Source organism: Bradyrhizobium sp. BRP22 (genome assembly GCF_020194175.1).
Taxonomy (GTDB): Bacteria; Pseudomonadota; Alphaproteobacteria; order Rhizobiales; family Xanthobacteraceae; genus Bradyrhizobium.
Map to the genome: position 1 here is coordinate 108,021 of NZ_JADYVX010000011.1, position 23,527 is coordinate 131,547.

General features: G+C 63.7%; 23 protein-coding genes. 10 read left to right on the top strand and 13 right to left on the bottom strand.

Annotated features, from left to right (window positions below):
- Window positions 1-113: 113 nt before the first annotated feature.
- From sucD to I6F35_RS16770, 7 genes are all read right to left on the bottom strand, one after another.
- On the bottom strand, window positions 114-998 hold the full coding sequence (gene sucD / locus I6F35_RS16740; protein ID WP_225118782.1) for a succinate--CoA ligase subunit alpha: 885 nt from the start codon (window positions 996-998) through the stop codon (window positions 114-116).
- A gap of 94 nt (window positions 999-1,092) precedes the next feature.
- Window positions 1,093-1,572, bottom strand: coding sequence for a DUF1579 family protein (locus I6F35_RS16745; protein ID WP_225118783.1), 480 nt, complete (start codon window positions 1,570-1,572; stop codon window positions 1,093-1,095).
- 2 nt (window positions 1,573-1,574) lie between these two features.
- Entirely contained in the window at window positions 1,575-2,771 is a 1,197-nt protein-coding gene (gene sucC, locus I6F35_RS16750; protein WP_225118784.1) for an ADP-forming succinate--CoA ligase subunit beta, read from the bottom strand.
- A gap of 131 nt (window positions 2,772-2,902) precedes the next feature.
- Window positions 2,903-3,871 carry a malate dehydrogenase gene (gene mdh, locus I6F35_RS16755; RefSeq protein ID WP_225118785.1) on the bottom strand — a complete coding sequence of 323 codons (969 nt, stop codon included), beginning with the start codon at window positions 3,869-3,871 and terminating at the stop codon, window positions 2,903-2,905.
- A gap of 269 nt (window positions 3,872-4,140) precedes the next feature.
- Window positions 4,141-5,328 (bottom strand): cell division protein ZapE, encoded by a 1,188-nt coding sequence (gene zapE, locus I6F35_RS16760; RefSeq protein ID WP_225118786.1) that lies wholly within the window; start codon window positions 5,326-5,328, stop codon window positions 4,141-4,143.
- 188 nt (window positions 5,329-5,516) lie between these two features.
- Complete coding sequence (thpR, locus tag I6F35_RS16765) at window positions 5,517-6,053, bottom strand: RNA 2',3'-cyclic phosphodiesterase (RefSeq protein ID WP_225118787.1); 537 nt, start codon at window positions 6,051-6,053, stop codon at window positions 5,517-5,519.
- Window positions 6,054-6,228: 175 nt separating this feature from the next.
- Window positions 6,229-6,876: an arylesterase gene (locus I6F35_RS16770; RefSeq protein ID WP_225118879.1), complete on the bottom strand. Its 648-nt coding sequence runs from the start codon at window positions 6,874-6,876 to the stop codon at window positions 6,229-6,231.
- 55 nt (window positions 6,877-6,931) lie between these two features.
- Between I6F35_RS16770 and I6F35_RS16775 the strand changes: the two genes are divergently transcribed.
- From I6F35_RS16775 to I6F35_RS16790, 4 genes are all read left to right on the top strand, one after another.
- Window positions 6,932-7,651 (top strand): ABC transporter ATP-binding protein, encoded by a 720-nt coding sequence (locus tag I6F35_RS16775; RefSeq protein ID WP_225118788.1) that lies wholly within the window; start codon window positions 6,932-6,934, stop codon window positions 7,649-7,651.
- Window positions 7,648-10,218 (top strand): ABC transporter permease, encoded by a 2,571-nt coding sequence (locus I6F35_RS16780; RefSeq protein ID WP_225118789.1) that lies wholly within the window; start codon window positions 7,648-7,650, stop codon window positions 10,216-10,218. Before I6F35_RS16775 ends, I6F35_RS16780 begins: the two co-directional genes overlap by 4 nt.
- Window positions 10,219-10,458: 240 nt before the next feature.
- Window positions 10,459-11,250 carry a Bax inhibitor-1/YccA family protein gene (locus tag I6F35_RS16785; RefSeq protein ID WP_225118790.1) on the top strand — a complete coding sequence of 264 codons (792 nt, stop codon included), beginning with the start codon at window positions 10,459-10,461 and terminating at the stop codon, window positions 11,248-11,250.
- A 102-nt stretch (window positions 11,251-11,352) separates the two neighbouring features.
- On the top strand, window positions 11,353-11,898 hold the full coding sequence (locus I6F35_RS16790; RefSeq protein ID WP_225118791.1) for a GNAT family N-acetyltransferase: 546 nt from the start codon (window positions 11,353-11,355) through the stop codon (window positions 11,896-11,898).
- A gap of 27 nt (window positions 11,899-11,925) precedes the next feature.
- Here the strand turns inward: I6F35_RS16790 and I6F35_RS16795 are convergent, their stop codons facing one another.
- From I6F35_RS16795 to acnA, 3 genes are all read right to left on the bottom strand, one after another.
- A complete protein-coding gene (locus tag I6F35_RS16795) occupies window positions 11,926-12,297 on the bottom strand; it encodes a DUF2794 domain-containing protein (RefSeq protein ID WP_225118792.1) in 372 nt (123 codons plus the stop codon).
- A gap of 559 nt (window positions 12,298-12,856) precedes the next feature.
- Entirely contained in the window at window positions 12,857-13,615 is a 759-nt protein-coding gene (locus tag I6F35_RS16800; protein ID WP_225118793.1) for a DUF1223 domain-containing protein, read from the bottom strand.
- A 263-nt stretch (window positions 13,616-13,878) separates the two neighbouring features.
- Complete coding sequence (acnA, locus tag I6F35_RS16805; RefSeq protein WP_225118794.1) at window positions 13,879-16,599, bottom strand: aconitate hydratase AcnA; 2,721 nt, start codon at window positions 16,597-16,599, stop codon at window positions 13,879-13,881.
- A 312-nt stretch (window positions 16,600-16,911) separates the two neighbouring features.
- On the opposite strand from acnA, the gene ccmA reads away from it, so the two are divergent.
- The 5 genes from ccmA (at window position 16,912) to I6F35_RS16830 (ending at window position 19,747) form a co-directional block, all read left to right on the top strand.
- The gene (gene ccmA, locus I6F35_RS16810) at window positions 16,912-17,514 is read left to right on the top strand and encodes a heme ABC exporter ATP-binding protein CcmA (protein WP_225118880.1); all 603 of its coding nucleotides are present in this window, start codon (window positions 16,912-16,914) and stop codon (window positions 17,512-17,514) included.
- Window positions 17,511-18,179, top strand: a complete 669-nt coding sequence (gene ccmB / locus I6F35_RS16815; protein WP_225118795.1) for a heme exporter protein CcmB — start codon at window positions 17,511-17,513, stop codon at window positions 18,177-18,179. The genes ccmA and ccmB overlap by 4 nt, the downstream gene beginning before the upstream one ends.
- 72 nt (window positions 18,180-18,251) lie before the next feature.
- Window positions 18,252-18,983 (top strand): heme ABC transporter permease, encoded by a 732-nt coding sequence (locus tag I6F35_RS16820; RefSeq protein ID WP_225118796.1) that lies wholly within the window; start codon window positions 18,252-18,254, stop codon window positions 18,981-18,983.
- Window positions 18,984-19,163 (top strand): heme exporter protein CcmD, encoded by a 180-nt coding sequence (gene ccmD, locus I6F35_RS16825; RefSeq protein WP_225118797.1) that lies wholly within the window; start codon window positions 18,984-18,986, stop codon window positions 19,161-19,163.
- Window positions 19,163-19,747 carry a DsbE family thiol:disulfide interchange protein gene (locus I6F35_RS16830; protein WP_225118798.1) on the top strand — a complete coding sequence of 195 codons (585 nt, stop codon included), beginning with the start codon at window positions 19,163-19,165 and terminating at the stop codon, window positions 19,745-19,747. The genes ccmD and I6F35_RS16830 overlap by 1 nt, the downstream gene beginning before the upstream one ends.
- Window positions 19,748-19,845: 98 nt before the next feature.
- Here I6F35_RS16830 and I6F35_RS16835 read toward each other — a convergent pair whose 3' ends face one another.
- Window positions 19,846-20,448: a septation protein A gene (locus tag I6F35_RS16835; RefSeq protein WP_225118799.1), complete on the bottom strand. Its 603-nt coding sequence runs from the start codon at window positions 20,446-20,448 to the stop codon at window positions 19,846-19,848.
- Window positions 20,448-21,386, bottom strand: coding sequence for a signal recognition particle-docking protein FtsY (gene ftsY / locus I6F35_RS16840; RefSeq protein ID WP_225118800.1), 939 nt, complete (start codon window positions 21,384-21,386; stop codon window positions 20,448-20,450). Before ftsY ends, I6F35_RS16835 begins: the two co-directional genes overlap by 1 nt.
- Window positions 21,387-21,434: 48 nt before the next feature.
- Here ftsY and I6F35_RS16845 point away from each other — a divergent pair, with 48 nt between their 5' ends.
- Window positions 21,435-22,136 carry an RNA pseudouridine synthase gene (locus tag I6F35_RS16845; RefSeq protein ID WP_225118801.1) on the top strand — a complete coding sequence of 234 codons (702 nt, stop codon included), beginning with the start codon at window positions 21,435-21,437 and terminating at the stop codon, window positions 22,134-22,136.
- A 127-nt stretch (window positions 22,137-22,263) separates the two neighbouring features.
- On the opposite strand, the gene mtaB is transcribed toward I6F35_RS16845, so the two are convergent.
- A complete protein-coding gene (mtaB, locus tag I6F35_RS16850) occupies window positions 22,264-23,526 on the bottom strand; it encodes a tRNA (N(6)-L-threonylcarbamoyladenosine(37)-C(2))-methylthiotransferase MtaB (RefSeq protein WP_225118802.1) in 1,263 nt (420 codons plus the stop codon).
- Window position 23,527 lies beyond the last annotated feature (1 nt).

Here is a 23,527-nt window from a genome sequence, read left to right on the forward strand (position 1 = left end):
GTTCGCGCGCAAGTGACGGCGCAAGCAGCCAGCCTGGAAGGCCGGCCGGCTGAGATAGGATGGTTTACCCTATTTAATCCTAAACTTCGCGCCGAAAAGAACCAAGGACTGAATCAAGATTTCAATTTTTCGGCAAGGGTATGTCCAAGCCGGGCCGGCGACGGAGAAACCGTAATTCCGGCCGCTTCCATGGCCGCGGTCTTGGAACCGGCGTCGCCCTTGCCGCCGGAAATGATCGCACCGGCGTGGCCCATGCGACGGCCGGGAGGGGCGGTGACCCCGGCGATGAAGCCGACCATCGGCTTCTTACGGCCCCGCTTGGCCTCGTCCTTGATGAACTGGGCGGCGTCCTCCTCGGCGGAACCGCCGATCTCGCCGATCATGATGATCGACTTGGTCGCCTCGTCCTTCAGGAACATTTCCAGTACATCGATGAATTCGGTGCCTTTGACGGGGTCGCCGCCAATGCCGACGGCCGTGGTCTGGCCGAGCCCCTCCTGCGAGGTCTGGAACACGGCCTCATAGGTCAACGTGCCCGAGCGCGAAACGATCCCGACGCTGCCGGGCCGGAAGATATTGGCTGGCATGATGCCGATCTTGCACTCGCCGGCGGTCATGACGCCCGGGCAGTTCGGCCCGATCAGTCGCGACTTCGATCCCGACAGCGAGCGCTTGACGCGCACCATGTCGAGCACCGGGATGCCTTCGGTGATGCAGACGATCAGCGGGATCTCCGCGTCGATCGCCTCGCAGATCGCGTCCGCCGCGCCCGGCGGCGGCACATAGATCACCGACGCATCGGCGCCGGTCTTCTCGCGCGCCTCGCGCACCGTGTCGAACACCGGCAGGCCGAGATGGGTCGAGCCACCTTTGCCCGGCGAGGTGCCGCCGACCATCTTGGTCCCGTAGGCGATCGCCGCTTCCGAATGGAAGGTGCCGTTCTTGCCGGTGAAACCCTGGCAAATGACCTTGGTGTTCTTGTCGATCAGGATGGACATGTCTTCAGATGCTTTCGCGAAACGCCGGTGACAGGTTTACTTGTTTGAGCATGATCCTCTCGGAAAACCGGCACCCCGCTTTTCCGGATCATGCTTAGTGGACACGCCGATACACGCCGGTGAGCACGTCGGCCCATCCTTCCGCGTCGGGCGAGAACTGGATCTTCATGGTGTAGCTGTTGTCATCGACGACCTCGTAGAGGTGACGCGCATTGCCGCGCAGCGAGCCGCGCACGAGCGTCAGCGTCTTGCCGACCCAGCTTCCGGACGCGGGCGACGGAGGGTAGTAGCCGAGCGAATCGTGCCAGAACAATTTGTAGAGTCGGTCGTCGCGGTCATAGGTGAACAGCGCATGGGTGGCGAATATCTCCTGGCCGTCGCGCATCTGGCGCGAGTCCTGGATCAGATACAAGCCGTTCAGGTCGATGCGCGCCACCACATGCGAGGTGGCGGGGCCGCCAGCGGTCCAGCGCGACGGATAGACCACCTCCTCGCCGGCCCATTCACCCGCGAATACCCCAAGCTTCTTGTGCTCCGGAAGCGGTGACGGTGCGGCGAGATGGTCCTGGGCCATTGCTAGCCTCCCTTGACGGCATTCACGATCTTCTGTGCGGCGTCATCGAGATTGTCAGCGGGGACGACATTGAGACCGCTGTTGTTGATGATCTTCTTGCCCTGCTCGACATTGGTGCCTTCGAGCCGCACCACCAGCGGCACCTTCAGGCCAACCTGCTTGACCGCAGCGACGACACCCTCGGCGATCACATCGCACTTCATGATGCCGCCGAAGATGTTGACCAGGATGCCCTTCACACTGGGATCTGCGGTGATGATCTTGAACGCCGCGGCCACCTTGTCGACACTGGCACCGCCACCGACGTCGAGGAAGTTCGCCGGCTCCATGCCGTAGAGCTTGATGATGTCCATCGTCGCCATGGCAAGGCCGGCGCCGTTGACCATGCAGCCGATGGTGCCGTCGAGCGCGACATAGTTGAGGTCATATTTCGATGCCTCGATCTCCTTGGCATCCTCCTCGGTCTCGTCGCGCAGCGTCGCCACCTCAGGATGGCGGAACAGGGCATTGTCGTCGAACGCCACCTTGGCATCGAGCACGCGGAGCTGGCCCTGCTTGGTGACGACGAGCGGATTGATCTCCAGCATCGCCATGTCCTTGGCGGTGAACGCGGCATAGAGCTGGCTCACGAGCTTCTCCGCCTGCTTGGCGAGATCGCCGGAAAGGTTCAACGCCTTCGCGACGGTGCGGCCGTGATGCGGCATGATGCCGGTGGCTGGATCGACCGAGAAGGTGACGATCTTTTCCGGCGTGGAGTGCGCGACGTCCTCGATGTTGACGCCGCCTTCGGTGGAGACCACGAACGAGACTTCGCTAGTCTCGCGGTTGACCAGGATCGAGAGATAGAACTCCTTGTCGATGTCGGAGCCTTCCTCGATGTAGAGGCGGTTGACCTGCTTGCCGTGCGTGCCGGTCTGCACCGTCACCAGCGTCGCGCCGAGCATCTGCTTGGCGAACGCGGCGACCTCGGCCACCGACTTGGCGATCCGCACGCCGCCCTTGTCGCCGGCGGAAGCTTCCTTGAACTTGCCCTTGCCGCGGCCGCCGGCATGGATCTGGCTCTTCACCACCCAGATCGGTCCGGGAAGCGTCTTGGCCGCCACCTCGGCGTCCTCAGGCTTCAGCACGGGTACGCCGCGCGAGATCGGCACGCCGAATTCGTGCAGCAATGCCTTGGCCTGGTATTCGTGGATATTCATCGGGACGCTCCCCAAAACCCTCTACATACGGCGAGTTCTGCAGTTCACCTTGGTAGTTGGCATACCACATACCAATGAAACTGCAACCAGAAACGCTTTCGGCCCCGAGCGGGGCCGAAAACTGAACGAAATCAATGACCGAGCAGATCGGGCGCGATCTTCCTGCAGGCGTCGACCAGACCCTGCACCGCGGCAACCGACTTGTCGAAGGCCTCCCGGTCCTTGCCAGCCAGCTCGATCTCGACCACGCGCTCGACGCCCTTGGAGCTGATCACCACGGGCACGCCGACATACATGTCCTTCACGCCGTATTCGCCGTTGAGATAGGCGGCGCAGGGCAGCACGCGCTTCTTGTCCTTCAGATAGCTCTCGGCCATCGCAATCGCGGACGCCGCCGGCGCGTAGAAGGCCGAACCGGTCTTCAGGAGGTTGACGATCTCGGCGCCGCCGTTGCGGGTGCGGTCGACGATTTCGTCGATGCGCGCCTGCGAGGTCCAGCCTATCTTGACCAGATCGGGCAGCGGGATGCCGGCGACGGTGGAGTAGCGCGTCAGCGGCACCATGGTGTCGCCGTGACCGCCCAGCACGAAGGCGGTGACGTCTTCAACGCTGACATTGAACTCGTCCGCAAGGAAATAGCGGAAGCGCGCGGAGTCGAGCACGCCGGCCATGCCGACCACTTTCTTGGCCGGCAGGCCCGATGCCTTCTGCAGCGCCCAGACCATGGCGTCGAGCGGGTTGGTGATGCAGATGACGAAGGCATCGGGGGCGTACTTCTTGATGCCCGCGCCGACCTGCTCCATCACTTTCAGATTGATGCTGAGGAGGTCATCGCGGCTCATGCCGGGCTTGCGCGGCACGCCGGCGGTGACGATGCAGACCTTGGCGCCATCGAGCGCCTCGTAGGAATTGGCGCCGACCAGATTGGAATCGAAGCCGTCGACCGGCGAGGACTGCGCGATATCCAGCGCCTTGCCCTGCGGCACGCCCTCGGCGATGTCGAACAGCACGACGTCACCAAGCTCTTTCAGGCCGATCAGGTGAGCCAGCGTTCCGCCGATCTGGCCGGAGCCAATCAAAGCAATCTTGTCGCGCGCCATGGGAAATCTGTCCTTTGAGCACAAAGAGGAGGATGGATAGCAGACTGGATGGCTGGTTATCCCTTTCGAATGATCCATTCAAGTCGCGGCCATGCCCAATTGTCGGGCCGGCTCCGCATCCCGACCACAGGCATACCAGCATCACTGTCATTCCGGGGCGATGCGCAGCATCGAGCCCGGAATCTCGCGCCACAATCTCCAGATTCCGGGTTCGCGCTGGCGCGCGCCCCGGAATGACGGCGTGTTGGACAAAATGACGGCGCGGGACTCTACGTTTCCACCAGCCCCGTGCTCGAGCCGCTGGCCGTGGAGTCCTTTCGCTTCCCGTGCGGAAGCGCCAGGTAGGAAGCCGAGCTCATTTCAATGAGGCGCGAGGATGTGCGCCTGAACTCGTTGGCCTCGACACCTTCGTTCGCGAGGTAAAGCGACACCGGGTTGGCCTCGGCCGAGGCCATCAGCTTCACGGCATTGTCATAGAGCGTATCGATCAGCGAGATGAAGCGCTTGGCGGCGTTCCGATCAGGCAGATCCATCACCGGAATCCGATCGATCAGAATGGTGTGATAATCATGCGCGAGCCTCAGATAGTCAGAGGCTGCCAGCGGGGTTTCGCAAATCTCGGCAAAACTGAAACGCGCCACGCCATGCGACGAGCAGGGCACACGCAGGATGCGTCCCTTGATCGGAATATCGCGCGGCCTGCAGGGCGCATTGCCGGTCATCCTGGCCCAGGCCCTATTCAGCGCAGCCTCCGCCTCCTCATCGACCGGCACCAGCCACATCTTCGCGCCGGCAAGTTTTTCCAGACGGAAATCGGTGCGCGCATCGAGCCGCAGCACATCCATGTGCTCGGAGATCTGCGCGATGAAGGGCAGGAACAGCGCGCGGTTGAGGCCGCCTTTGTAGAGATCTTCCGGCGCGACGTTGGAGGTCGCGACCACGACGGTGCCGAGCTCGAACAGTTTCGCGAACAGCCGCCCCAGGATCATCGCATCGGCAATGTCGGTGACGTGGAATTCGTCGAAGCAGAGCAGCCAGGCTTCATCGAAGATCGCCTGCGCGGTGAGCGCGATCACGTCGGTGTCGGCGATCTCGCCGCGCGCGATCTGCTGCCGGTAGCCGTAGATTCGTTCATGCGTTTCCGCCATGAACTCGTGAAAATGGGCGCGGCGCTTGTGCTCGATCGGACATTGCTGGAAGAACAGGTCCATCAGCATGGTCTTGCCGCGGCCGACCTCGCCATGGACGTACAGCCCGCGCGGCGGTTCGTTCTTGTCGCCGCCGAACAGCCGGCCGAACAGCCCCTGCTTCCGCGAGGGCTTGTAGCTTGCAAGGCGGTCCTCGAGCGCGCCGAAGGCGTCGGCGGCACGGGCCTGTTCCGGATCGGCCTCGATCGCTCCGGAGTCAACGAGAGCCTGATAATGTGCGCGGAAGGAACTCGGCGAAGTGGAGAGCATGCCTCCTTAACCGCCCTATGGGACGGAAAATTGCAAGCGGCGAATTGGTGGCAGGGGTATGCAAACCGGCGCCGTCATGCCCGCGGAGGCGGGCATCCAGACACCGCGGTCTCTCCGCTTGATCTCCTTGGGCTCGGGTACCGATCATCCGCCTTCGCGGATCATGGCGTCGAACCGCCTGGCGACACTTACGCGCTCAGCGTATAGGAATCCTCGACCACATAGGGTCCGCCGCCGGTGGAAGCGCGCGAGGAGAACAGCACGAAGCGCGAGGCCAGGAAGGTGCGGCTGGGGAAGTAGCCGCGCACTGAAAGATAGTCGGCGACGTCCTGGCTCGAGGCGTCATGCAGCCGCGCCAGCGTAATGTGCGGCGTGAACTTGCGCCCCTCCGGATCGAGCCCGATCCGCTGCATCAACCGCTCATGCTCGGCCTGCAGCTCGATCAGCGGCTTGCTCGGCTCGACGGAGGCAACCACCGCACGCGGCTTGCGTCCACCGAAGCTCGATAGCCCCTGCAGCTTGACCTCGAACGGCTTGCGGTTGATCCGCAGCAGCATCGACGCGATCTCGTTGGCGGAGGCGCCGTCGATATCGCCGATGAAGCGCAGGGTGACGTGGTAATTTTCGGGATCAATCCAGCGTGCGCCGGGAAGGCCGCCACGCAAGCCGGAAAGGGTCTGGCCGATCTCGGCCGGGATTTCCAGTCCAGTGAACAGACGCGGCATCGCAAATCCTCGATGCGGAAGCTTGAGCTCGAAGAGCCCTCGCTGAGAGCAAGCCCGGCAGCGAATCACCGGTGATTATTTCTAGCCGACTTATATGACTCTGCGAAGCACGCGACATTAACAGCTCGTAAACCTACGGAAAAACCGCAAGCCAGGCTTGTCCACTGCCTGTTTTTCAACTCCGCTGCCTGGAGATCGTGCCAAGAAATGCCTCCACGGTGGGCAGGATTTTCTTTACGATGATGTCGATGCCATCCGCCGTCGGATGCATGGCATCGGCCTGGTTGAGCTTGGCGTCGGCCGCGACACCTTCAAGGAAGAACGGGTAGAGCGGCGCGCCGAAGGATTTCGAAAGCTCCGGATAGATCGCATTGAAGCGCGCTGCGTAGTCGCTGCCGTAGTTGGGAGGCGCAAGCATGCCGCAGATGAGCACCGCGATTCCGCGCGCCTTCAGCCGCGACAGGATGTCGGAGAGCGCGGCGCGGGTCACCGCGGGATCGGTGCCGCGCAGCGCGTCGTTGGCGCCGAGTTCGAGGATGACGGCTTCGGTTCCCTCGGGCACCGACCAGTCGAGCCGCTCGCGGCCGCCGGAGGCGGTGTCGCCTGACACTCCGGCGTTGATGATATCAACTTTTATCCCCTTGGTTTCCAAGGCGTTTTGCAGTCTCGCCGGAAATGCGGCATTGGCCGGAAGGCCGAGACCGGCGCTCAAGGAGTCGCCCAGCACCACCATCTTGACCGGCTTGGCCGGCCCTGCCGATTGTTCTTGTGCAGTTGCCGTAGCCACCGTCATCAAGGCCACAATCAACACAAGTATGTGCACGAACGTCACAATCCGGCCCTCGACCGGCGCTGCCGAAGTGCCATATGACCGTGCCATGGACAGTCTCATCGAACCCTCTTCGCTTTCCGGCGTCGCGCCGGAGACCATTTCCATTTCCAACGTCAACCTCTCGCTCGGCACCGGCGCAGCCCGCGTTCATATCCTGAAAGATATCAGCCTTCGTGTGGCATCCGGTGAAGCGATCGGACTGATCGGACCGTCAGGCTCGGGCAAGTCGACGCTGTTGATGGTGATGGCGGGATTGGAACGTCCTGACAGCGGTGAGGTGGTGGTCAGCGGCACGCCGTTCAATACGCTGGATGAAGACGCGCTGGCGCGTTTCCGCGGCCGCCAGGTTGGCATCGTCTTTCAGTCCTTCCATCTGATCCCCACCATGACGGCGCTCGAAAATGTCGCGGTGCCGCTCGAGCTCGCCGGCAATCCCGACGCCGCCGAACGCGCTGCGGCGGAACTGACATCGGTCGGCCTCGGCCACCGGCTGCACCACTATCCGGCGCAGCTCTCGGGCGGCGAGCAGCAGCGCGTGGCGCTTGCACGCGCGCTGGCGCCCGATCCCGCGATCCTGGTCGCGGATGAGCCGACGGGCAATCTCGACGAAGCGACGGGAAAGCAGATCGTCGATCTCCTGTTCACCAAGCATGCCGAGCGCGGCATGACGCTAGTGCTCGTCACTCACGACTCTTCGCTGGCGCAGCGCTGCGACCGCGTGGTGCGGCTGCGCTCGGGACGGATCGACGGACAGTCTTCGACATGAGCATTGCTGTCGAGGCAGCCACGACAAGCCGCGCACCGTCGCTTGCGCTTCGGTATGCGCTGCGCGAGTTGCGCGGCGGCCTGCGCGGTTTCTACGTCTTCATCGCCTGCATCGCGCTCGGCGTGATGGCCATTGCCGGTGTCGGCTCGGTGGCGGCAAGCCTGAGCGAGGGCCTGACGCGCGAGGGCCGGACACTGCTTGGCGGCGATGTCAGCTTTTCCCTGATGCAGCGCGAGGCGAAGCCGGCCGAGATCGCGTTCCTGCGCACACATGGCGACGTCTCGGTCGCGGCAACGCTGCGTGCAATGGCGCGCAATGGCGCAGGCACGCTGGCGCTGGTCGAGCTCAAGGCCGTCGACGGGCTTTATCCCCTGCTCGGCCAACTGACGCTCAATCCAAGGATGCCGGCCCCCGACCTGTTGGCCGAACGCAACGGCGTGTTCGGCGCTGGCGTCGATTCGACCTTGCTGGCGCGGCTTGACCTGAAGCTCGGTGACGACGTCACCATCGGCGGCGCGACGTTCCAGATCCGCAGCGTGATCGAGGCCGAGCCGGACAAGCTCGCCGGCGGCGTTGGCCTTGGGCCCCGCTTCCTCGTCAGCGAGGCGGGTCTGCATGCAACCGGGCTGCTGCAGCCGGGCAGCCTGGTACGCTGGATCTACCGCGTGAAGCTGCCGGCCAATGGCAATGACGACCGCGCCACCGCCACGTTCATGGATGGCGTGCGCGCTGCGCTGCCCGAAGCCGGCTGGGAAATCCGCAGCCGCGACAACGCCTCGCCGCAGCTCGAGCGCAACATCAACCGCTTCACCCAGTTCCTGACTCTGGTCGGCCTCGCCGCACTGTTAGTGGGCGGCGTCGGCGTCGCCAACGCGGTCAAGAGCCATATCGACCGCCGGCGCGACGTCATCGCGTCCTTCAAGGCGCTCGGCGCCACCGGCCGCGACGTCTTCACGATCTATCTGACCCAGGTGGTCATGCTCGCCGCCATCGGCTCGGTGATCGGGCTTGCGCTCGGCGCGGCCTTGCCGTTCGTCATCGTCGGCGTGCTCGGGAAGCTGCTGCCGCTGCCGGTGGTCCCGGCGCTGCATCCGGATGAACTCGCGCTGTCGTTCGTCTACGGTCTTTTGACCGCGCTGGCATTCGGCCTGTGGCCGCTCGGCCGCGTGCACGACGTGCCGGTGGCAGCGCTGTTCCGAGATACCGTGGCGAGTGAATGGCGCCGGCCACGCTGGAGCTATGTCGCGCTGATGGCTGCGGTGATCGTGCTATTGATCGCGGTTGCGATCGGACTTTCCTACGACAAGCGCGTGGCGGCCGTGTTCGTCGCCTCCTCCATCGCCGTCTTCGTGCTGTTGCGTTTGATCGCCGCCGGCCTGATGACGCTGGCGCGGCGGCTGCCGCGTAGTCGCATCACCATGGTGCGGCTGGCGGTCGCCAACATCCACCGGCCCGGCGCGCTGACGCCATCGGTGGTGCTCTCCCTCGGCCTCGGGCTCGCGGTGCTCGTCACCATCACCCAGATCGATGGCAATCTGCGCCAGCAGTTCCTCGCCGCCCTGCCCGACCGCGCACCATCGTTCTTTTTCATCGATATTCCCTCCACCGAGGCCGACCGCTTCAGCGCCTTCCTCAAGCAGACCGCGCCGGACGGCACCGTCGAGGAGGTACCGATGCTGCGCGGGCGCATCGTCGCCGCCCGCGGCGTCAAGGCGGACGAGCTGAAGCCGTCGGTCGATACCGAATGGGTGCTGCAGAGCGACCGCGGCCTGACCTATACCGGAGAGATTCCCAAGGGCTCGAAGATCGTCGAGGGCGAATGGTGGGGCGCCGACTATCGCGGCCCGCCGCTGGTCTCGATGGAGAAGAAGATCGCCGACGGGCTGAGGCTCAAGATCGGCGACGAGATCGTCGTCAACGTGCTCGGCCGCGACATTTCGGCGAAGATCGCCAATCTCCGCAACATCGACTGGCAGGGCCTCGGCATCAATTTCGTGCTGGTGTTTTCGCCGAATGCCTTCAAGGGCGCCCCGCACAGCCACGTGGCGACGTTGACGGAGGCGCATCCGTCGCCTTCCGATGACGCCCGTATCATCAAGCAGGTCGCCGACGCCTTCCCGATGGTGACGAGCGTTCGGGTCCGCGAGGCGCTGGAGACCATCGGCAGCGTCGTCACCAATCTCGTGCTGGCGATCCGCGGCGCCAGCGCAGTGACCCTGATCTCGGCGATCCTGGTGCTGGGCGGCGCCCTCGCCGCCGGCCACCGCCACCGCGTCTACGATGCGGTGATACTGAAGACGCTGGGGGCCACCCGCGCCCGCCTGCTGGGCGCCTATGCGCTCGAATATCTGATGATCGGCTTTGCCACCGCGCTGTTCGGCGTGTTCGCCGGTTCGATCGCCGCTTGGCTGATCGTCACCCGCCTGATGACGCTGAGTTTTGTCTGGCAGGCCGGCAGCGCCGCGGCAGTGGTGGTCGCCGCCTTGATCGTCACGGTCGGGCTCGGCCTGGCGGGCACGTTGCTCGCCTTGAACCAGAAGCCTGCCGCAGTGTTGCGGAATTTGTGACAATTTGAAGCGGGGAACGAGCTCGGTTAATGGCGGTTTTCGCTTGAAACGCGGCCAGAGCGACATTCAGCCGCGCGTGGAAGCTTGCGGGGGTTGTGTTAGTTTCCCACATACAGCTTGGGTCGGATGGACGGTTTGATGACACGGATTTTAATGTCCGCAGGCCGCGCCTTCTGAGATAGATTTTATACCCGGCGCCGCAAAATCCTTTGCGACCGGAACAACCACGGGAATTCGACAATGTCGGACCTAGACCGTAACTATGCCTCTCCCTTCGGCCGGGTAGCCGGTCGCATTGACACTGCGACGGTCGACGCCGGTCTGCGCGCCTACATGCTGCGCATCTACAACTACATGACCATCGGCCTGGCGATCACAGGTCTGGCCGCGCTCGGCGTCTATATGGCGGCGGTGACGGCGGATCCGTCCGCAGCGGTCGCGAAGTTCGGCAGCGCCTATCTGACGCAGTTCGGCTATGCGATGTTCGTCAGCCCGCTGAAGTGGCTGTTCATCCTGGCGCCGCTGGTAATGGTGTTCGTGATCTCGGCCGGCATCAACCGGCTGCAGCCCGCGACCGCCCAGCTCCTGTTCTGGGTGTTCTCGGCGCTGATGGGCCTCTCGCTATCGTCGATCTTCCTGGTGTACACGCACACCTCGATCGTGCGGGTGTTCTTCATCACCGCGGCGACCTTCGGTGCGCTCAGCCTCTACGGCTACACCACCAAGCGTGACATGAGCGGCATGGGCTCGTTCCTGTTCATGGGTTTGATCGGCGTCATCATCGCGAGCCTGGTCAACCTGTTCCTGGCGAGCTCGGCGCTGCAGTTCATCGTTTCGGTGGTCGGCGTGCTGGTGTTCGCGGGCCTCACCGCCTGGGATACCCAGCGGCTGAAGAACGACTACATCTACGGCTATGCCTCGCAGGGTGGCGTGATAGCCGAGCGTGCGGCGATCACCGGCGCACTCTCGCTCTATCTGAACTTCATCAACCTGTTCACGCTGCTCCTGCAGCTCCTCGGACAGCGCGACTAAGCGCCTCCCGTAGAACCAAAGATCGGAGCCCCGGCCTCACCGCCGGGGCTTTTCGTTTGCGCTCCCTTGATCCGGGTTCCGCCGCTGCTATCTTCTGCCGCCATGTCCGCAGCCGAGATCAGGCCCGCCACCGAGGCCGACCTTCCCTCCGTCACCGCGATTTACGAATATGCCGTGCGCTTCGGCACCGCGACTTTCGAGCTCGTTCCACCCGACCTGGCGGAGATGACGCGCCGCTTCAAGGCGCTGACCGACGGCGGCTTTCCTTATTTCGTCGCCCTTCTCGACGGGCGCGCGGTCGGCTACGCCTACGCCGGTCCCTACCGTCCGCGTCCGGCCTATCGCTTCACGGTGGAGAATTCGATCTATCTGGATCCGTCGATTCATCGCCGCGGCATCGGCCTGCAACTGATGCAGCGGCTGATCGCTGAATGCGAGGCGCGTGGTTACCGGCAGATGATCGCGGTGATCGGCGATTCCGCCAACGCCGGCTCGGTCGGCGTGCACGTCAAGACCGGGTTCACGCTGATCGGAACCCACCCCAATGTCGGCCTCAAGTTCGGCCGCTGGCTCGACACGGTGATGATGCAGCGCCCGCTTGGCGACGGCGGAGCCACGGTACCGACCGAAGATCCGGGGCCGCGTTAGCGCGGTTTCGTAGCCCGGATGTCGGCGCTACACGATCGCCAGCTTGCGGTCGATGACGAGCAGCACGCGCTCGAGCTCATGGCCGCGGCGCAGGATCAAGCCCGTCGCCGAGATCACGCTGTACATGCCCTGCTTGCGGGCGAGCCGCGGGTCCTTCTCGATGCGGTAGATCGGGACTTCGGAGGAGCGGCGAAACACCGAGAACACGGCGCGATCCTTCAGGAAGTCGATGGCGTAGTCGCGCCATTCGCCATCGGCGACCATGCGGCCATACAGATTGAGGATGCGATTGAGTTCGAGACGATTGAACGTGACGCGGTTCTGTATCGGGCCTGTGGCGGCGGGCCGCGCCGCGGCGCGAAGCCCGCTTGGATCGGTGTCCTCCGATATCGATGTCATCGAGCGCCTCCTGTCATCCGGCTGACATGATTGCGCTAACGGGCCAGCGCCGCAAGGGTTCGCGGCTCCACGATGTCAGGAAAGGACGTTACAGGAGTCACAGGAACGTTAGAAAGAATCATATTGCTGCCCCACTTCCGCCCAGCGCCCGCCCCGCTACCCTGCGAAAAGGAAATCCTGCGTTGGCCCGGTCCTTTCGGTTCCGGATTCCTCAGCCCCCAGCCCCCCGGGGCCGTCGGGATCGGGCCTGTTCGCAGGGGAGTTAACTCCCTTTTGACTGGGCCAACGAGAGTTGGTCCTTTTCTTTTTTGGGTTCCATCCGCGAACACTATTCCGAGGCATGCCAAGCGATTGCATCGCACCGCTCGGTGATCCGCACGAACCCGAATCAAAACCTGACAGAACAAGACCCCGGGTTCGCGGACCCGAAATGATGGCAATGGGTTCGCGTTAACCCTAGAGCATTTTCGGTTCTGATTGAATCAGAACCGAGGCTCTAGATTCTTGTTTTGACGCGTTTTCTTCACGCGAACCGGTCTCCACTTCGCTCGAAAACGCTCTAGTGCAGCGGCGTTATGGCTGCGCCGAGCATCGGGCCCGGCTTGTCGCGATTGCCATCCTGGACATAGACAACGGCGGCATCGACGCCTTCACGCGTGATGTTCTCGATCGGCACGGTCCAGCTTCCCGCGCTGCCATTCCAATCGCCGACCTTCAAGAGATTACGCACCACGTTGTGGTAGGTGATCTCGCGCCCGCGATTCTCGCCGCGGCCGATCGAGATCGGCACTGCCTTGGAGATCGAGCAGATCCAGACTTCGCCATGCTTGACGCGCGGGCCGTTGCTGGCCGCCACCGAAACATTGATCTGCTTGCCGGAGAGCGACATCGTCACCGGCACCGACATCACGCCTTCGGTCGCGGTGTCCTTTATCGCGGTCTCGATGCCGGCGCGATCGCTGCCGATCACCTTCGCCGAGCCGTTGACGATGACTTGCGGTGTATAGACGTCGCGGTCGCCGCGCACATGCGAATAGGCTTTCTGGCGCGCACTGAAGCGCGAATCGGCCAGCGTGTCCTTCCAGCCGAGATAATCCCAATAGTCGATCGGCATGCTGAGCGCGATGACGTTGGGGTCCCTGGCGAGCTCGCCGATGATCTTGTCGGCGGGTGGACAGGACGAACAACCTTGAGAGGTGAAGAGTTCGACGACTGCACGCGGATCGGCGTGAGCTGGTCGAACGATCGCGATAATGGCGCAAACGCTGAGCGCACCGGACCAAAGCGTAAGACGATTATAGGCCATCATCGCTGTCATAGTGAGAACCGATCGTGATGATTTCCATCCGTACTTGTACGGGGCATGAGAGACGATCCTAGAGAGTGTGCCCCTGACATGCGAAAGCGGCCTTTTTCATAGGCCGCCCGTATTTCTGTAGCCATTCACGTAGCAGTGAGGCACTGATCACAAATCCGCGTTAGAGCGTTTTCGAGCGAAGTGGAGACCGGTTCGCGTGAAGAAAACGCGTCAAAGCAAGAATCTAGAGCTTCGGTTCTGATTCAATCAGAGCCGAAAATGCTCTAGGCCGCGAGTTTGCGCAGCACATAGTGCAGGATGCCGCCGTTGCGATAATAATCAAGCTCATCAAGCGTATCGATGCGGCAAAGCAGCGGGACGTGCTGCACTGAGCCATCGCTGGCGGTGACATCAGCCGTCAGCATCTGCCGTGGCTTGAGATCGCCCTGCAAGCCACGAATCGTGACCTTTTCGTCGCCCTTGATGCCAAGCGACTGCCACGACGTGCCGGGCTCGAAGGTGAGTGGAAGCACACCCATGCCGACCAGGTTCGAGCGGTGGATGCGCTCGAAGCTCTGGCAGATCACCGCGCGAACACCGAGCAGACGCGTGCCCTTGGCAGCCCAGTCGCGCGAGGAGCCGTTGCCATACTCGGCGCCGGCGAACACCACCAGCGGCACGCCTTCCGCCTGGTACTTCATGGCGGCATCGTAGATCGACATCTGCTCGCCGTCGGGCCAGTGCTTGGTGTTTCCGCCTTCCGGAATGTTGCCGTCGGCGCCCTTGAGCATGAAGTTCTTGATGCGGATGTTGGCAAAGGTGCCGCGCATCATGACCTCATGATTGCCGCGCCGCGTGCCGTACTGGTTGAAGTCGGCGGGCCGCACCTGATGCTCGCTCAGGAACTTGCCGGCGGGCGACGTCAGCTTGATCGAGCCGGCCGGCGAGATGTGGTCGGTCGTGATCTTGTCGCCGAACATCGCAAGGATCCGCGCCTCGACGATATCGGTGATCGGCTCCGGCTCCTTCTTCATGCCCTCGAAATAAGGCGGGTTCTGCACATAGGTCGAGCTCATGTTCCAGCGATAGGTCTCGCTCTCGACCGTCTTGATCTTGCGCCAGTTGGTGTCGCCCTTGAACACATCGGCGTACTTCTTCTTGAAGATGGACGCGGTGACGAACTTCTTCATGAAGGCGTTGATTTCCTTCGTGGTCGGCCAGATGTCCTTCAGATAGACCGGCTTGCCATCCTTGCCCTCGCCGATCGGCTCGACCGCGAGATCCTTGGTCACGGTGCCCGCCAGCGCATAGGCGACGACCAGCGGCGGAGAAGCGAGATAGTTCGCCTGCACGTCGGGGCTGACGCGGCCTTCGAAGTTGCGGTTGCCGGACAGCACGGCTGCGGCAACGATGCCGTTGTCGTTGATCGACTTCGAAATCTCTTCCGGCAGCGGACCGGAATTGCCGATGCAGGTGGTGCAGCCGAAGCCGACCAGGTTGAAGCCGACCTTGTCGAGATCGGCCTGCAGGCCGGAATTGGCGAGATATTCCGCCACCACCTGGCTGCCCGGTGCGAGCGAGGTCTTCACCCAGGGCTTCGCCTTCAGTCCCTTGGCAACCGCGTTGCGCGCCAGCAGGCCGGCGCCGATCAGCACGCTCGGGTTCGAGGTGTTGGTGCAGGAGGTGATCGCCGCGATCACGACGTCGCCATGGCCGAGATCGAAGTTGCGCCCCTCGACCGGATAGCGCTTCGAAGCATCATCGGCCTTCTTGTATTCGCTGGTGAGCGCGGTAGCGAAACCCGTCGCGACCGTCGGCAGCGCGACACGGCCCTCGGGGCGCTTCGGTCCGGCCATCGACGGCACGACGTCCTTGAGATCGAGTGTGAGGGTTTCCGTGAACACGGGATCGGCCGATTTCGCGGTGCGGAACAGACCCTGCGCCTTGGCATAGGCTGTGACCAGCGCGACGCGGTCTGCCTTGCGACCGGAGGTCTTCAGATAGTCGATGGTCGCGGCGTCCACCGGGAAGAAGCCGCAGGTCGCGCCATATTCCGGCGCCATGTTGCCGATGGTCGCCTTGTCCGCGACCGAGAGATAGTCGAGGCCGGGGCCGAAGAACTCGACGAACTTGCCGACCACGCCCTGCTTGCGCAGCATCTGCGTCACCGTCAGCACCAGGTCGGTTGCGGTGACACCTTCCTTGAGCTGGCCCTTGAGCTTGAAGCCGACCACTTCGGGCAGCAGCATCGACAGGGGCTGGCCGAGCATGCAGGCTTCCGCCTCGATGCCGCCGACGCCCCAGCCGAGCACGGCAAGGCCGTTGACCATGGTGGTGTGCGAATCAGTGCCGACCAGCGAATCGGGATACGCGACCTCGAAGGTGCCGGTCTTCTTGCCGACGGTCATCTTCTCCTTCTTGGTCCACACCGTCTGGGCCAGATATTCGAGATTGACCTGGTGGCAGATGCCGGTGCCGGGCGGCACCACCGAGAAGTTCGAGAACGCCTTCTGGCCCCATTTCAGGAACTCGTAGCGCTCTTGATTCTGCTTGTATTCCTCGACCACATTCTTGGCGAAGGCCTTGTTGTCGCCGAAGAAGTTGACGATCACGGAGTGGTCGATGACGAGGTCGACCGGCACCAGCGGGTTGATCTTCTCCGCATCGCCGCCAAGATTCTGCATCGCGTTGCGCATCGCCGCGAGATCGACCACGGCGGGAACGCCCGTGAAGTCCTGCATCAGCACCCGCGCGGGGCGGAACGCGATTTCATGCTCGAGCTTGCGCTTCCTCAGCCATTTGCTGACCGCGACGATGTCGTCCTTCTTGACGGTGCGGCCGTCCTCGTTGCGCAGGAGGTTCTCAAGCAGCACCTTCATCGAGTATGGCAGCTTCGAAATACCCTTCAGACCGTTCTTCTCTGCCGTGGGCAGGCTGTAATAGACGTAGGTCTTGCCACCGACCTTCAGGGTCTTGCGGCATTTGAAGCTGTCGAGCGAGGTCATGCGAGGAAATCCCAATTATTCCATTATACCCGGCAAGGGTATGTTTTTACCGGCAGCGGCGAGGTCGGCCTCCCGGCTTGCGGCGGCCGATGGTGTGCTGCATCAAGTTCCGGGGCTTATAGAATCTTTCTAGAAGCGCCGCCACACCGACGAGCGCGCCGCAGCGTTGCGCCACCCCAAAATTCTCAACGGCTAGCGAAAGATTTTTTGAGCATGATTCGGAAAAGTGGGGACGGGTTTTTCCCCGCGACAAACGTCGAGCGTTTGGGCGGAGATCATGCTCTAGCAAGTCCGGGACGTTGACGGGGCATGATGCGGCTCTCGGGACAGAACTTGCGATGCGTGCGGGGCGGCCGCGAAGTGTTTGCCGGATTAGGCTTTGCGGCATCGTCAGGGGAAGCGCTCGCGATCACCGGTCCCAACGGTTCGGGCAAGACCTCGCTGCTCCGCGTGATCGCCGGCCTTTTGGTGGCCGCGGAAGGATCGATCGCGCTCGATGGCGGCGAGGCTGAACTGACGGTTGCCGAGCAGGCCCACTATCTCGGCCACCGCGACGCGCTGAAGCCGGCGCTGAGCGTGCTCGAAAACCTTTCCTTCTGGCGGGATTTTCTCGGCGGCGATTCAGGCGACGCCGTCCGATGCCTCGCCTCTGTCGGCCTCGATCATGCCACGCATCTGCCGGCCGCCTATCTCTCGGCCGGACAGCGCCGACGGCTGTCGATCGCGCGGCTTTTGGTCGTGCGGCGGCCGGTCTGGCTGCTGGACGAGCCGACCTCCGCGCTCGACACCAAGGGACAGGACCTCTTCGTCGGTCTGATGCGTGACCATCTCGCCGGCGGCGGCATCGTGATCGCCGCCACCCACACCGCGCTCGGCATCGACGTCAGGGAGATGCGCATGGGAGGCGCGCCATGACCGCGCTCTCGGCACTGATGCGGCGCGACATCCGGATTGCGCTGCGCGTCGGCGGCGGCGCGCTGATCGGCGTGCTGTTCTTCCTCACCGTCACCGTGCTGATGCCGTTCGCGGTTGGCCCCGACCTGGCGCTGCTGACGCGGCTCGGGCCGGCGATCCTCTGGCTCGGCGCGCTGCTCGCGAGCCTTTTGACCCTCGACCGGTTGTTCATGGCCGACCACGAAGACGGCTCGCTCGATCTCATCGTCATGAGCCGGACGCCGCTGGAACTCGCCTGCGCGGCAAAGGCGCTGGCGCATTGGCTCGCCGCCGGACTGCCGCTGATCGTAGCGACGCCCGTGCTCGGGCTGTTGCTCAACCTTGACGGCAGCGCGACGCTGGCGGTGGCGCTGACGCTCCTGGCGGGAACACCGGCGCTCACCTTCACCGGCATGATCGGCGCAGCGCTCGCCGTTACGCTGCACCGCGGCGGACTGCTGCTCGCCGTGCTGGTGCTGCCGCTGTCGATTCCCGTGCTGATTTTCGGCGTCGCGGCATCGCAAGCCGCGATTATCGGCCCGCTGCCGTTCGGAACCCCGTTCTCGATCCTGTGCGCGCTGTCGCTGGTGAGCTTCGTGGTCGGGCCTTTTGCCGCAGCCGCCAGCCTGCGGCACGGGCTGGATTGAGGTCAATCAACTCTTCACGAACGGTTTTGGGCCAATTGCCTGCGACGCCGGCCGCGACTATCAGAGAAAGCCATGAGCCTGATCGACCTTGCCAACCCCACGAAATTCCTCGCGCTGACCGCGCGGGTGCTGCCGTGGCTGGCGGGCGCCACCGCGATCCTGCTCCTGGTCGGACTCTACCAGTCCGCGATGGCGCCGGACGACTACCAGCAGGGCGCCACCGTCAAGATCATGTTCATCCACGTGCCGAACGCGTGGCTGTCGATGTTCGTGTGGGGCATCATGAGCATCGCCTCGCTCGGCACGCTGGTATGGCGACATCCGCTCGCCGACGTCGCCGCAAAGTCGGCAGCCCCGATCGGCGCCGCCTTCACCTTCCTTGCGCTCGTCACCGGCTCGCTTTGGGGCCGGCCGATGTGGGGCACCTATTGGGAGTGGGACGCGCGGCTCACCTCGGTGCTGATCCTGTTCCTGATGTATCTCGGTCTAATCGCGCTGTGGCACGCGGTTGAAGATCCCTCGCGCGCGGCGCGCGCCGCCGCCGTGCTGACGCTGGTCGGCGCGATCAACATCCCGATCATCAAGTTCTCGGTCGACTGGTGGAACACGCTGCACCAGCCGGCATCGGTGATCCGGATGGGCGGGCCGACGCTGGACAACGCCTTCCTGATTCCGCTCCTCGTGATGGCGATCGCGTTCTCGCTTCTGTTCATCACGCTGCATCTGGCGGCGATGCGCAACGAAATCCTGCGCCGCAGGGTACGCAGCCTGCAGATGATGCAGGCCAACCAGCGGGCGGCGTGAATGATAGCGCTCGGTCCCTACAGCTCCTTTATCGTCACCTCCTACGCGCTGGTGACGGCCGTGGTGGTGCTGCTGATCGTCTGGATCATCCTCGACTATCGCCAGCAGACGGCGCGGCTGCGCGAACTCGAGGCCAGCGGCATTGTCAGGCGCTCCGGGCGCAGCGCGGCGGAGATATGATGAGCGAACCGATTGCCGAAACCGCGCCGCGGAGCCGGCGCTGGCTGGTGGCTCTGCCGCTGGTGGTCTTTGCCGCCCTTGCTGCGCTGTTCCTGCTGCGGCTCTATGGCGGCGACCCCTCGAAAATCCCATCGGCACTGATCGGCCGGCCGGCACCGCAGACCGCGCTGCCCGCGCTCGAGGGGCTGGTCAGGGATGGCACGCAGGTGCCCGGGCTCGATCCCGCCGCCTTCAAGGGCAAGGTCAGTCTCGTCAATGTCTGGGCGTCCTGGTGCGTGCCATGTCACGACGAAGCGCCGCTCCTGACCGAGCTCGCCAAGGACAACCGGCTGCAGCTCGTCGGCATCAACTACAAGGATGCGCCCGACAACGCGCGTCGCTTTCTCGGTCGCTACGGCAATCCCTTCGGCATTGTCGGCGTCGACGCCAACGGCCGCGCCTCGATCGAATGGGGCGTCTACGGCGTGCCCGAGACCTTCATCGTCGGCCGCGAGGGCACCATCGTCTACAAGCTGGTCGGGCCGGTGACGCCGCAGAATCTCGACAGCGTGCTCAAGGTCGAGATCGAGAAGGCGCTGAAGTGACGACGTAGTCGTCATTCCGGGGCGTGCGAAGCACGAACCCGGAAGCTCGAGATTCCGGGTTCGGCTCTACGAGCCGCCCCGGAATGACGGGCAATAATTCACCCTTTGCTCACGTCTCCTGCCTCCGCCTCGCTCCGTTCCAGCGAGACCGGCTGGAGCTGATAACGCTTGATCAGCGGCATCTGGGTGACGGCAAACAGCATCGTCAGCGGCACCATGCCGAACACCTTGAAGATGACCCAGAAATCGGTGCTCTGGGTGCGCCAGATGATCTCGTTCACCACGGCCATCGCCAGGAACCACAGTGCCCAGCGAAAAGTGAGAATGCGCCAGCCGTGCGGGGTGAGATTGAACATCTGGTCGAACATGATCGCGATGAAGGAACGGCCGAACAAGAGGCCGCCGCCGAGAATGGCGGCGAACAGCGTGTAGACGATGGTCGGCTTCATCTTGATGAAGGTCTCATCGTGCAGGATCAGCGTCAGCGTGCCGAACACGACGACGACCACCGCCGTGACGATCGCCATCAAGGGCACGTGCCGCGTCACCACGTAAGCGGCAATGATCGCGACCACCACGGCCACCATGAATACGCCGGTGGCGACGAACAGGTTAGACTTGGCATTGACGAAGAAGAAGACGAGCAGCGGGCCAAGCTCGGTCGCGAGCTTGAACAGAGGATGCGGTACTTTCTTGTCCATTACTCGATCCCTGCGATCGCCCTGGCAAAATCGCGCGCGGTGAACGGGGCGAGATCATCGACGCCTTCGCCGACGCCGATGAAATGCACCGGCAATTTGTGCTTCTCCGACAGCGCCACCAGAATGCCGCCCCGCGCGGTGCCGTCGAGCTTCGTCATCACGAGGCCGGTGACGCCAGCAGTACGGTGAAAGGCCTCGACCTGCGACAGCGCATTTTGTCCCACCGTGGCGTCGAGGACCAGGAGCACCGCATGCGGCGCCGTGGCATCGACCTTCCGGATCACACGCACGACCTTTTCGAGCTCGTTCATCAGTTCGGCTTTGTTCTGCAGCCGGCCGGCGGTATCGATCAAGAGCACGTCGAGCTTTTGCTCCCTGGCCGCGCTCAGCGCATTGAAGGCAAGGCTCGCTGAATCCGAACCTTGCGCGCCGGCGATGACCGGCGATTTCGTCCGTTCGCCCCAGATCTTGAGCTGCTCGATCGCGGCGGCACGGAAGGTGTCGCCGGCGGCCAGCATCACCTTGCGGCCTTCGGCGGAAAATTTCGCCGCGAGCTTGCCGATGGTCGTGGTCTTGCCGGAGCCGTTGACGCCGACCACGAGGACGACGAAGGGCTTCTTCGCCGCATCGATCTCGAGCGGCTTGGCCACCGCCGCCAGCACCTTCTCGACCTCGGTCGCGACCACGGCCTTGACCTCGTCGGCCGAGATCTCCTTGTCGTAACGTCCGGCGCCGACGGCCTCCGCGATACGCACCGAGACATCGGTCCCGAGATCGGCGCGCAGCAGCACATCCTCGATATCATCGAGCATGGCGCGGTCGAGCTTGCGCTTGGTGACGAGGCCGGCAACGGCGGCGCCGAGCGAACTCGAGGTCCGCTTCAACCCGTTCGAGAGCCGCTTCCACCAGCTCAGTTTCGGTGCAGTGGTATCGTTCATGGCAAGGGTGTGTTAGCCGTTTCGCCCCGCAAACGAAAGTCTCGACGCGTGAACGATGTTCCACAATTGACGCCGGCGGAAATCGAGGCCCGCGTGCTCCATCGCGACGGCCTGATGCTGGTGATCGACAAACCGGCGGGAATTCCGGTGCATCGCGGCCCTAAAGGCGGTCCCAACCTGGAAGCCTCGTTCGACGCGCTGCGGTTCGGCCTGCCGCGGCCGCCGGTGCTGGCTCATCGGCTGGACCGGGACACATCGGGCTGCCTCGTCCTTGGGCGGCATCGCAAGGCCACCGCCTCGCTCGGCCTGTTGTTCAAGCATGGCAAGATTTCAAAGACATATTGGGCCGTGGTCGAGGGCGGCCCCGCCGAAGAGCAAGGCACGATCGAGCTTTCGCTCGGCCGCAAGAACGCCGAGCGCGGCTGGTGGCAGAAACCGGACCCGGACGGTCAAAAAGCCGTGACGAACTGGAAGGTGCTCGGCCGCGGCCACGGTCTCGCCTGGCTCGCGATGGAACCGGTCACCGGCCGCACCCATCAGTTGCGCGTGCACGCGTCCGCGATGGGCTGGCCGATCGTCGGCGACAATATTTATGGCAACGGCCCGCGCTTTGGCGAACCGCGCCTGCATCTGCATTCGCGCGAATTGCTGATCCCGATCTCGAAGAACAAGGACCCGGTGCGCGTCGTCGCGCCGGCGCCCGAGCACATGCACGAGCGGCTGAGAGCGTGCGGCTGGAATGGGGAGTAGGCCCCCACACGCCGCCGTCATCATCCGCGAAAGCGGATGATCCAGTATTCCAGGGACGGTCGCGATTACACCGACAGGCCGACGCATACTGCATCGCCCCCGTCAAGCCGGGCGATGACAGCGGAGATCAAATCACCAGCCGCGCCCCATCATGCCCGGCGATCGCAAGCGCCCGCACCGCGCCCGGCGTCTCGCCGCTGATCGCGACGGGCAAGAAATGCTCCGTGCGTCCCTGCCTGTCGCTCTCGATCAGGACCTGGCGCGTTGAACCGATCTCGGCCGCAAGCCGCTTGCGCAGCGCCGCTTCGCCCGTCACGCGCAGTCGACGCGCGCGCTCCCTGATCTCGCCACCAGCCACTTGCGGCATCCGCGCCGCCGGCGTGCCCGGACGTTTGGAGTAGGGAAACACGTGCAGGAAAGTGAGGCCGCATTCGTCGACCAGATCCTGCGAGCGCGCAAACATCTCTTCGGTCTCGGTCGGGAAGCCCGCGATGATGTCCGCGCCGAGCGCGATATCCGGCCGCAGCCGCCTTACCTGCGCGCAAAACGCGATCGCGTCCTGCCGCGAATGCCGCCGCTTCATCCGCTTCAGGATCAGATCGTCGCCGGACTGCAATGACAAATGCAGATGCGGCATCAGCCTGTCATCATCGGCGATCACATCCAGCAGATCGCGGTCGGCCTCGATGGAGTCGATCGAGGAAATGCGCAGCCGCTGCAATTCCGGTACGTGCTTCAGGATCTGCCGGGTCAATGTGCCGAGCTTCGGCGCGCCCGGCAGATCGGCGCCATAGCTGGTGAGGTCAACGCCGGTCAGCACGATCTCGACATGGCCGCGTTCGACCAGCGCGCGGACCTGATCGACCACCGCGCCCATCGGCACCGAACGCGAATTGCCGCGGCCGAACGGGATGATGCAGAAGGTGCAGCGATGATCGCAGCCGTTCTGCACCTGCACGAACACCCGCGGCAGGTCCTTCTGGAAACCTTCGAGCAGATGCGGCGCCATCTCCCTGACCGCCATGATGTCGGCGACCGCGATCTTCTCGCTCACTGCTACATCAAAGCCTGCATCGAGGGCAGCGCGCGCATCGCGCCAGGCTGCACCTTGCGTCTTCTCGTCATTGCCGATGACGCGATCGACTTCCGCCATGTCGGCGAACATCTGCGCTTGCGTCTGGGCCGCGCAGCCGGTGACGACGATGCGCGCGCCCGGACGCTCGCGCTTCAACCGGCGGATCGACTGCCGCGCCTGCGCCACCGCCTCGTTGGTGACCGCGCAGCTATTGATGACGATGGTGTCGGCAAGGCCGGCGTTCTCCGCCTCGTGCCGGATCAGCTCCGATTCGAACGCATTAAGGCGACAGCCAAAAGTGACGACGTCGACCATC

Coding starts and splice junctions, on each gene's coding strand:
- I6F35_RS16745 (WP_225118783.1), bottom strand. CDS start 1,572: ATGGCCCAGGACCATCTCGCCGCACCGTCACCGCTTCCGGAGCACAAG.
- mdh (WP_225118785.1), bottom strand. CDS start 3,871: ATGGCGCGCGACAAGATTGCTTTGATTGGCTCCGGCCAGATCGGCGGA.
- I6F35_RS16780 (WP_225118789.1), top strand. CDS start 7,648: ATGAGCATTGCTGTCGAGGCAGCCACGACAAGCCGCGCACCGTCGCTT.
- I6F35_RS16820 (WP_225118796.1), top strand. CDS start 18,252: ATGAGCCTGATCGACCTTGCCAACCCCACGAAATTCCTCGCGCTGACC.
- sucD (WP_225118782.1), bottom strand. CDS start 998: ATGTCCATCCTGATCGACAAGAACACCAAGGTCATTTGCCAGGGTTTC.
- I6F35_RS16775 (WP_225118788.1), top strand. CDS start 6,932: ATGGACAGTCTCATCGAACCCTCTTCGCTTTCCGGCGTCGCGCCGGAG.
- acnA (WP_225118794.1), bottom strand. CDS start 16,599: ATGACCTCGCTCGACAGCTTCAAATGCCGCAAGACCCTGAAGGTCGGT.
- ccmB (WP_225118795.1), top strand. CDS start 17,511: ATGACCGCGCTCTCGGCACTGATGCGGCGCGACATCCGGATTGCGCTG.
- mtaB (WP_225118802.1), bottom strand. CDS start 23,526: ATGGTCGACGTCGTCACTTTTGGCTGTCGCCTTAATGCGTTCGAATCG.
- I6F35_RS16795 (WP_225118792.1), bottom strand. CDS start 12,297: ATGACATCGATATCGGAGGACACCGATCCAAGCGGGCTTCGCGCCGCG.
- I6F35_RS16800 (WP_225118793.1), bottom strand. CDS start 13,615: ATGACAGCGATGATGGCCTATAATCGTCTTACGCTTTGGTCCGGTGCG.
- I6F35_RS16785 (WP_225118790.1), top strand. CDS start 10,459: ATGTCGGACCTAGACCGTAACTATGCCTCTCCCTTCGGCCGGGTAGCC.
- I6F35_RS16835 (WP_225118799.1), bottom strand. CDS start 20,448: ATGGACAAGAAAGTACCGCATCCTCTGTTCAAGCTCGCGACCGAGCTT.
- ccmA (WP_225118880.1), top strand. CDS start 16,912: ATGCGGCTCTCGGGACAGAACTTGCGATGCGTGCGGGGCGGCCGCGAA.
- ccmD (WP_225118797.1), top strand. CDS start 18,984: ATGATAGCGCTCGGTCCCTACAGCTCCTTTATCGTCACCTCCTACGCG.
- thpR (WP_225118787.1), bottom strand. CDS start 6,053: ATGCCGCGTCTGTTCACTGGACTGGAAATCCCGGCCGAGATCGGCCAG.
- I6F35_RS16830 (WP_225118798.1), top strand. CDS start 19,163: ATGAGCGAACCGATTGCCGAAACCGCGCCGCGGAGCCGGCGCTGGCTG.
- sucC (WP_225118784.1), bottom strand. CDS start 2,771: ATGAATATCCACGAATACCAGGCCAAGGCATTGCTGCACGAATTCGGC.
- zapE (WP_225118786.1), bottom strand. CDS start 5,328: ATGCTCTCCACTTCGCCGAGTTCCTTCCGCGCACATTATCAGGCTCTC.
- ftsY (WP_225118800.1), bottom strand. CDS start 21,386: ATGAACGATACCACTGCACCGAAACTGAGCTGGTGGAAGCGGCTCTCG.
- I6F35_RS16790 (WP_225118791.1), top strand. CDS start 11,353: ATGTCCGCAGCCGAGATCAGGCCCGCCACCGAGGCCGACCTTCCCTCC.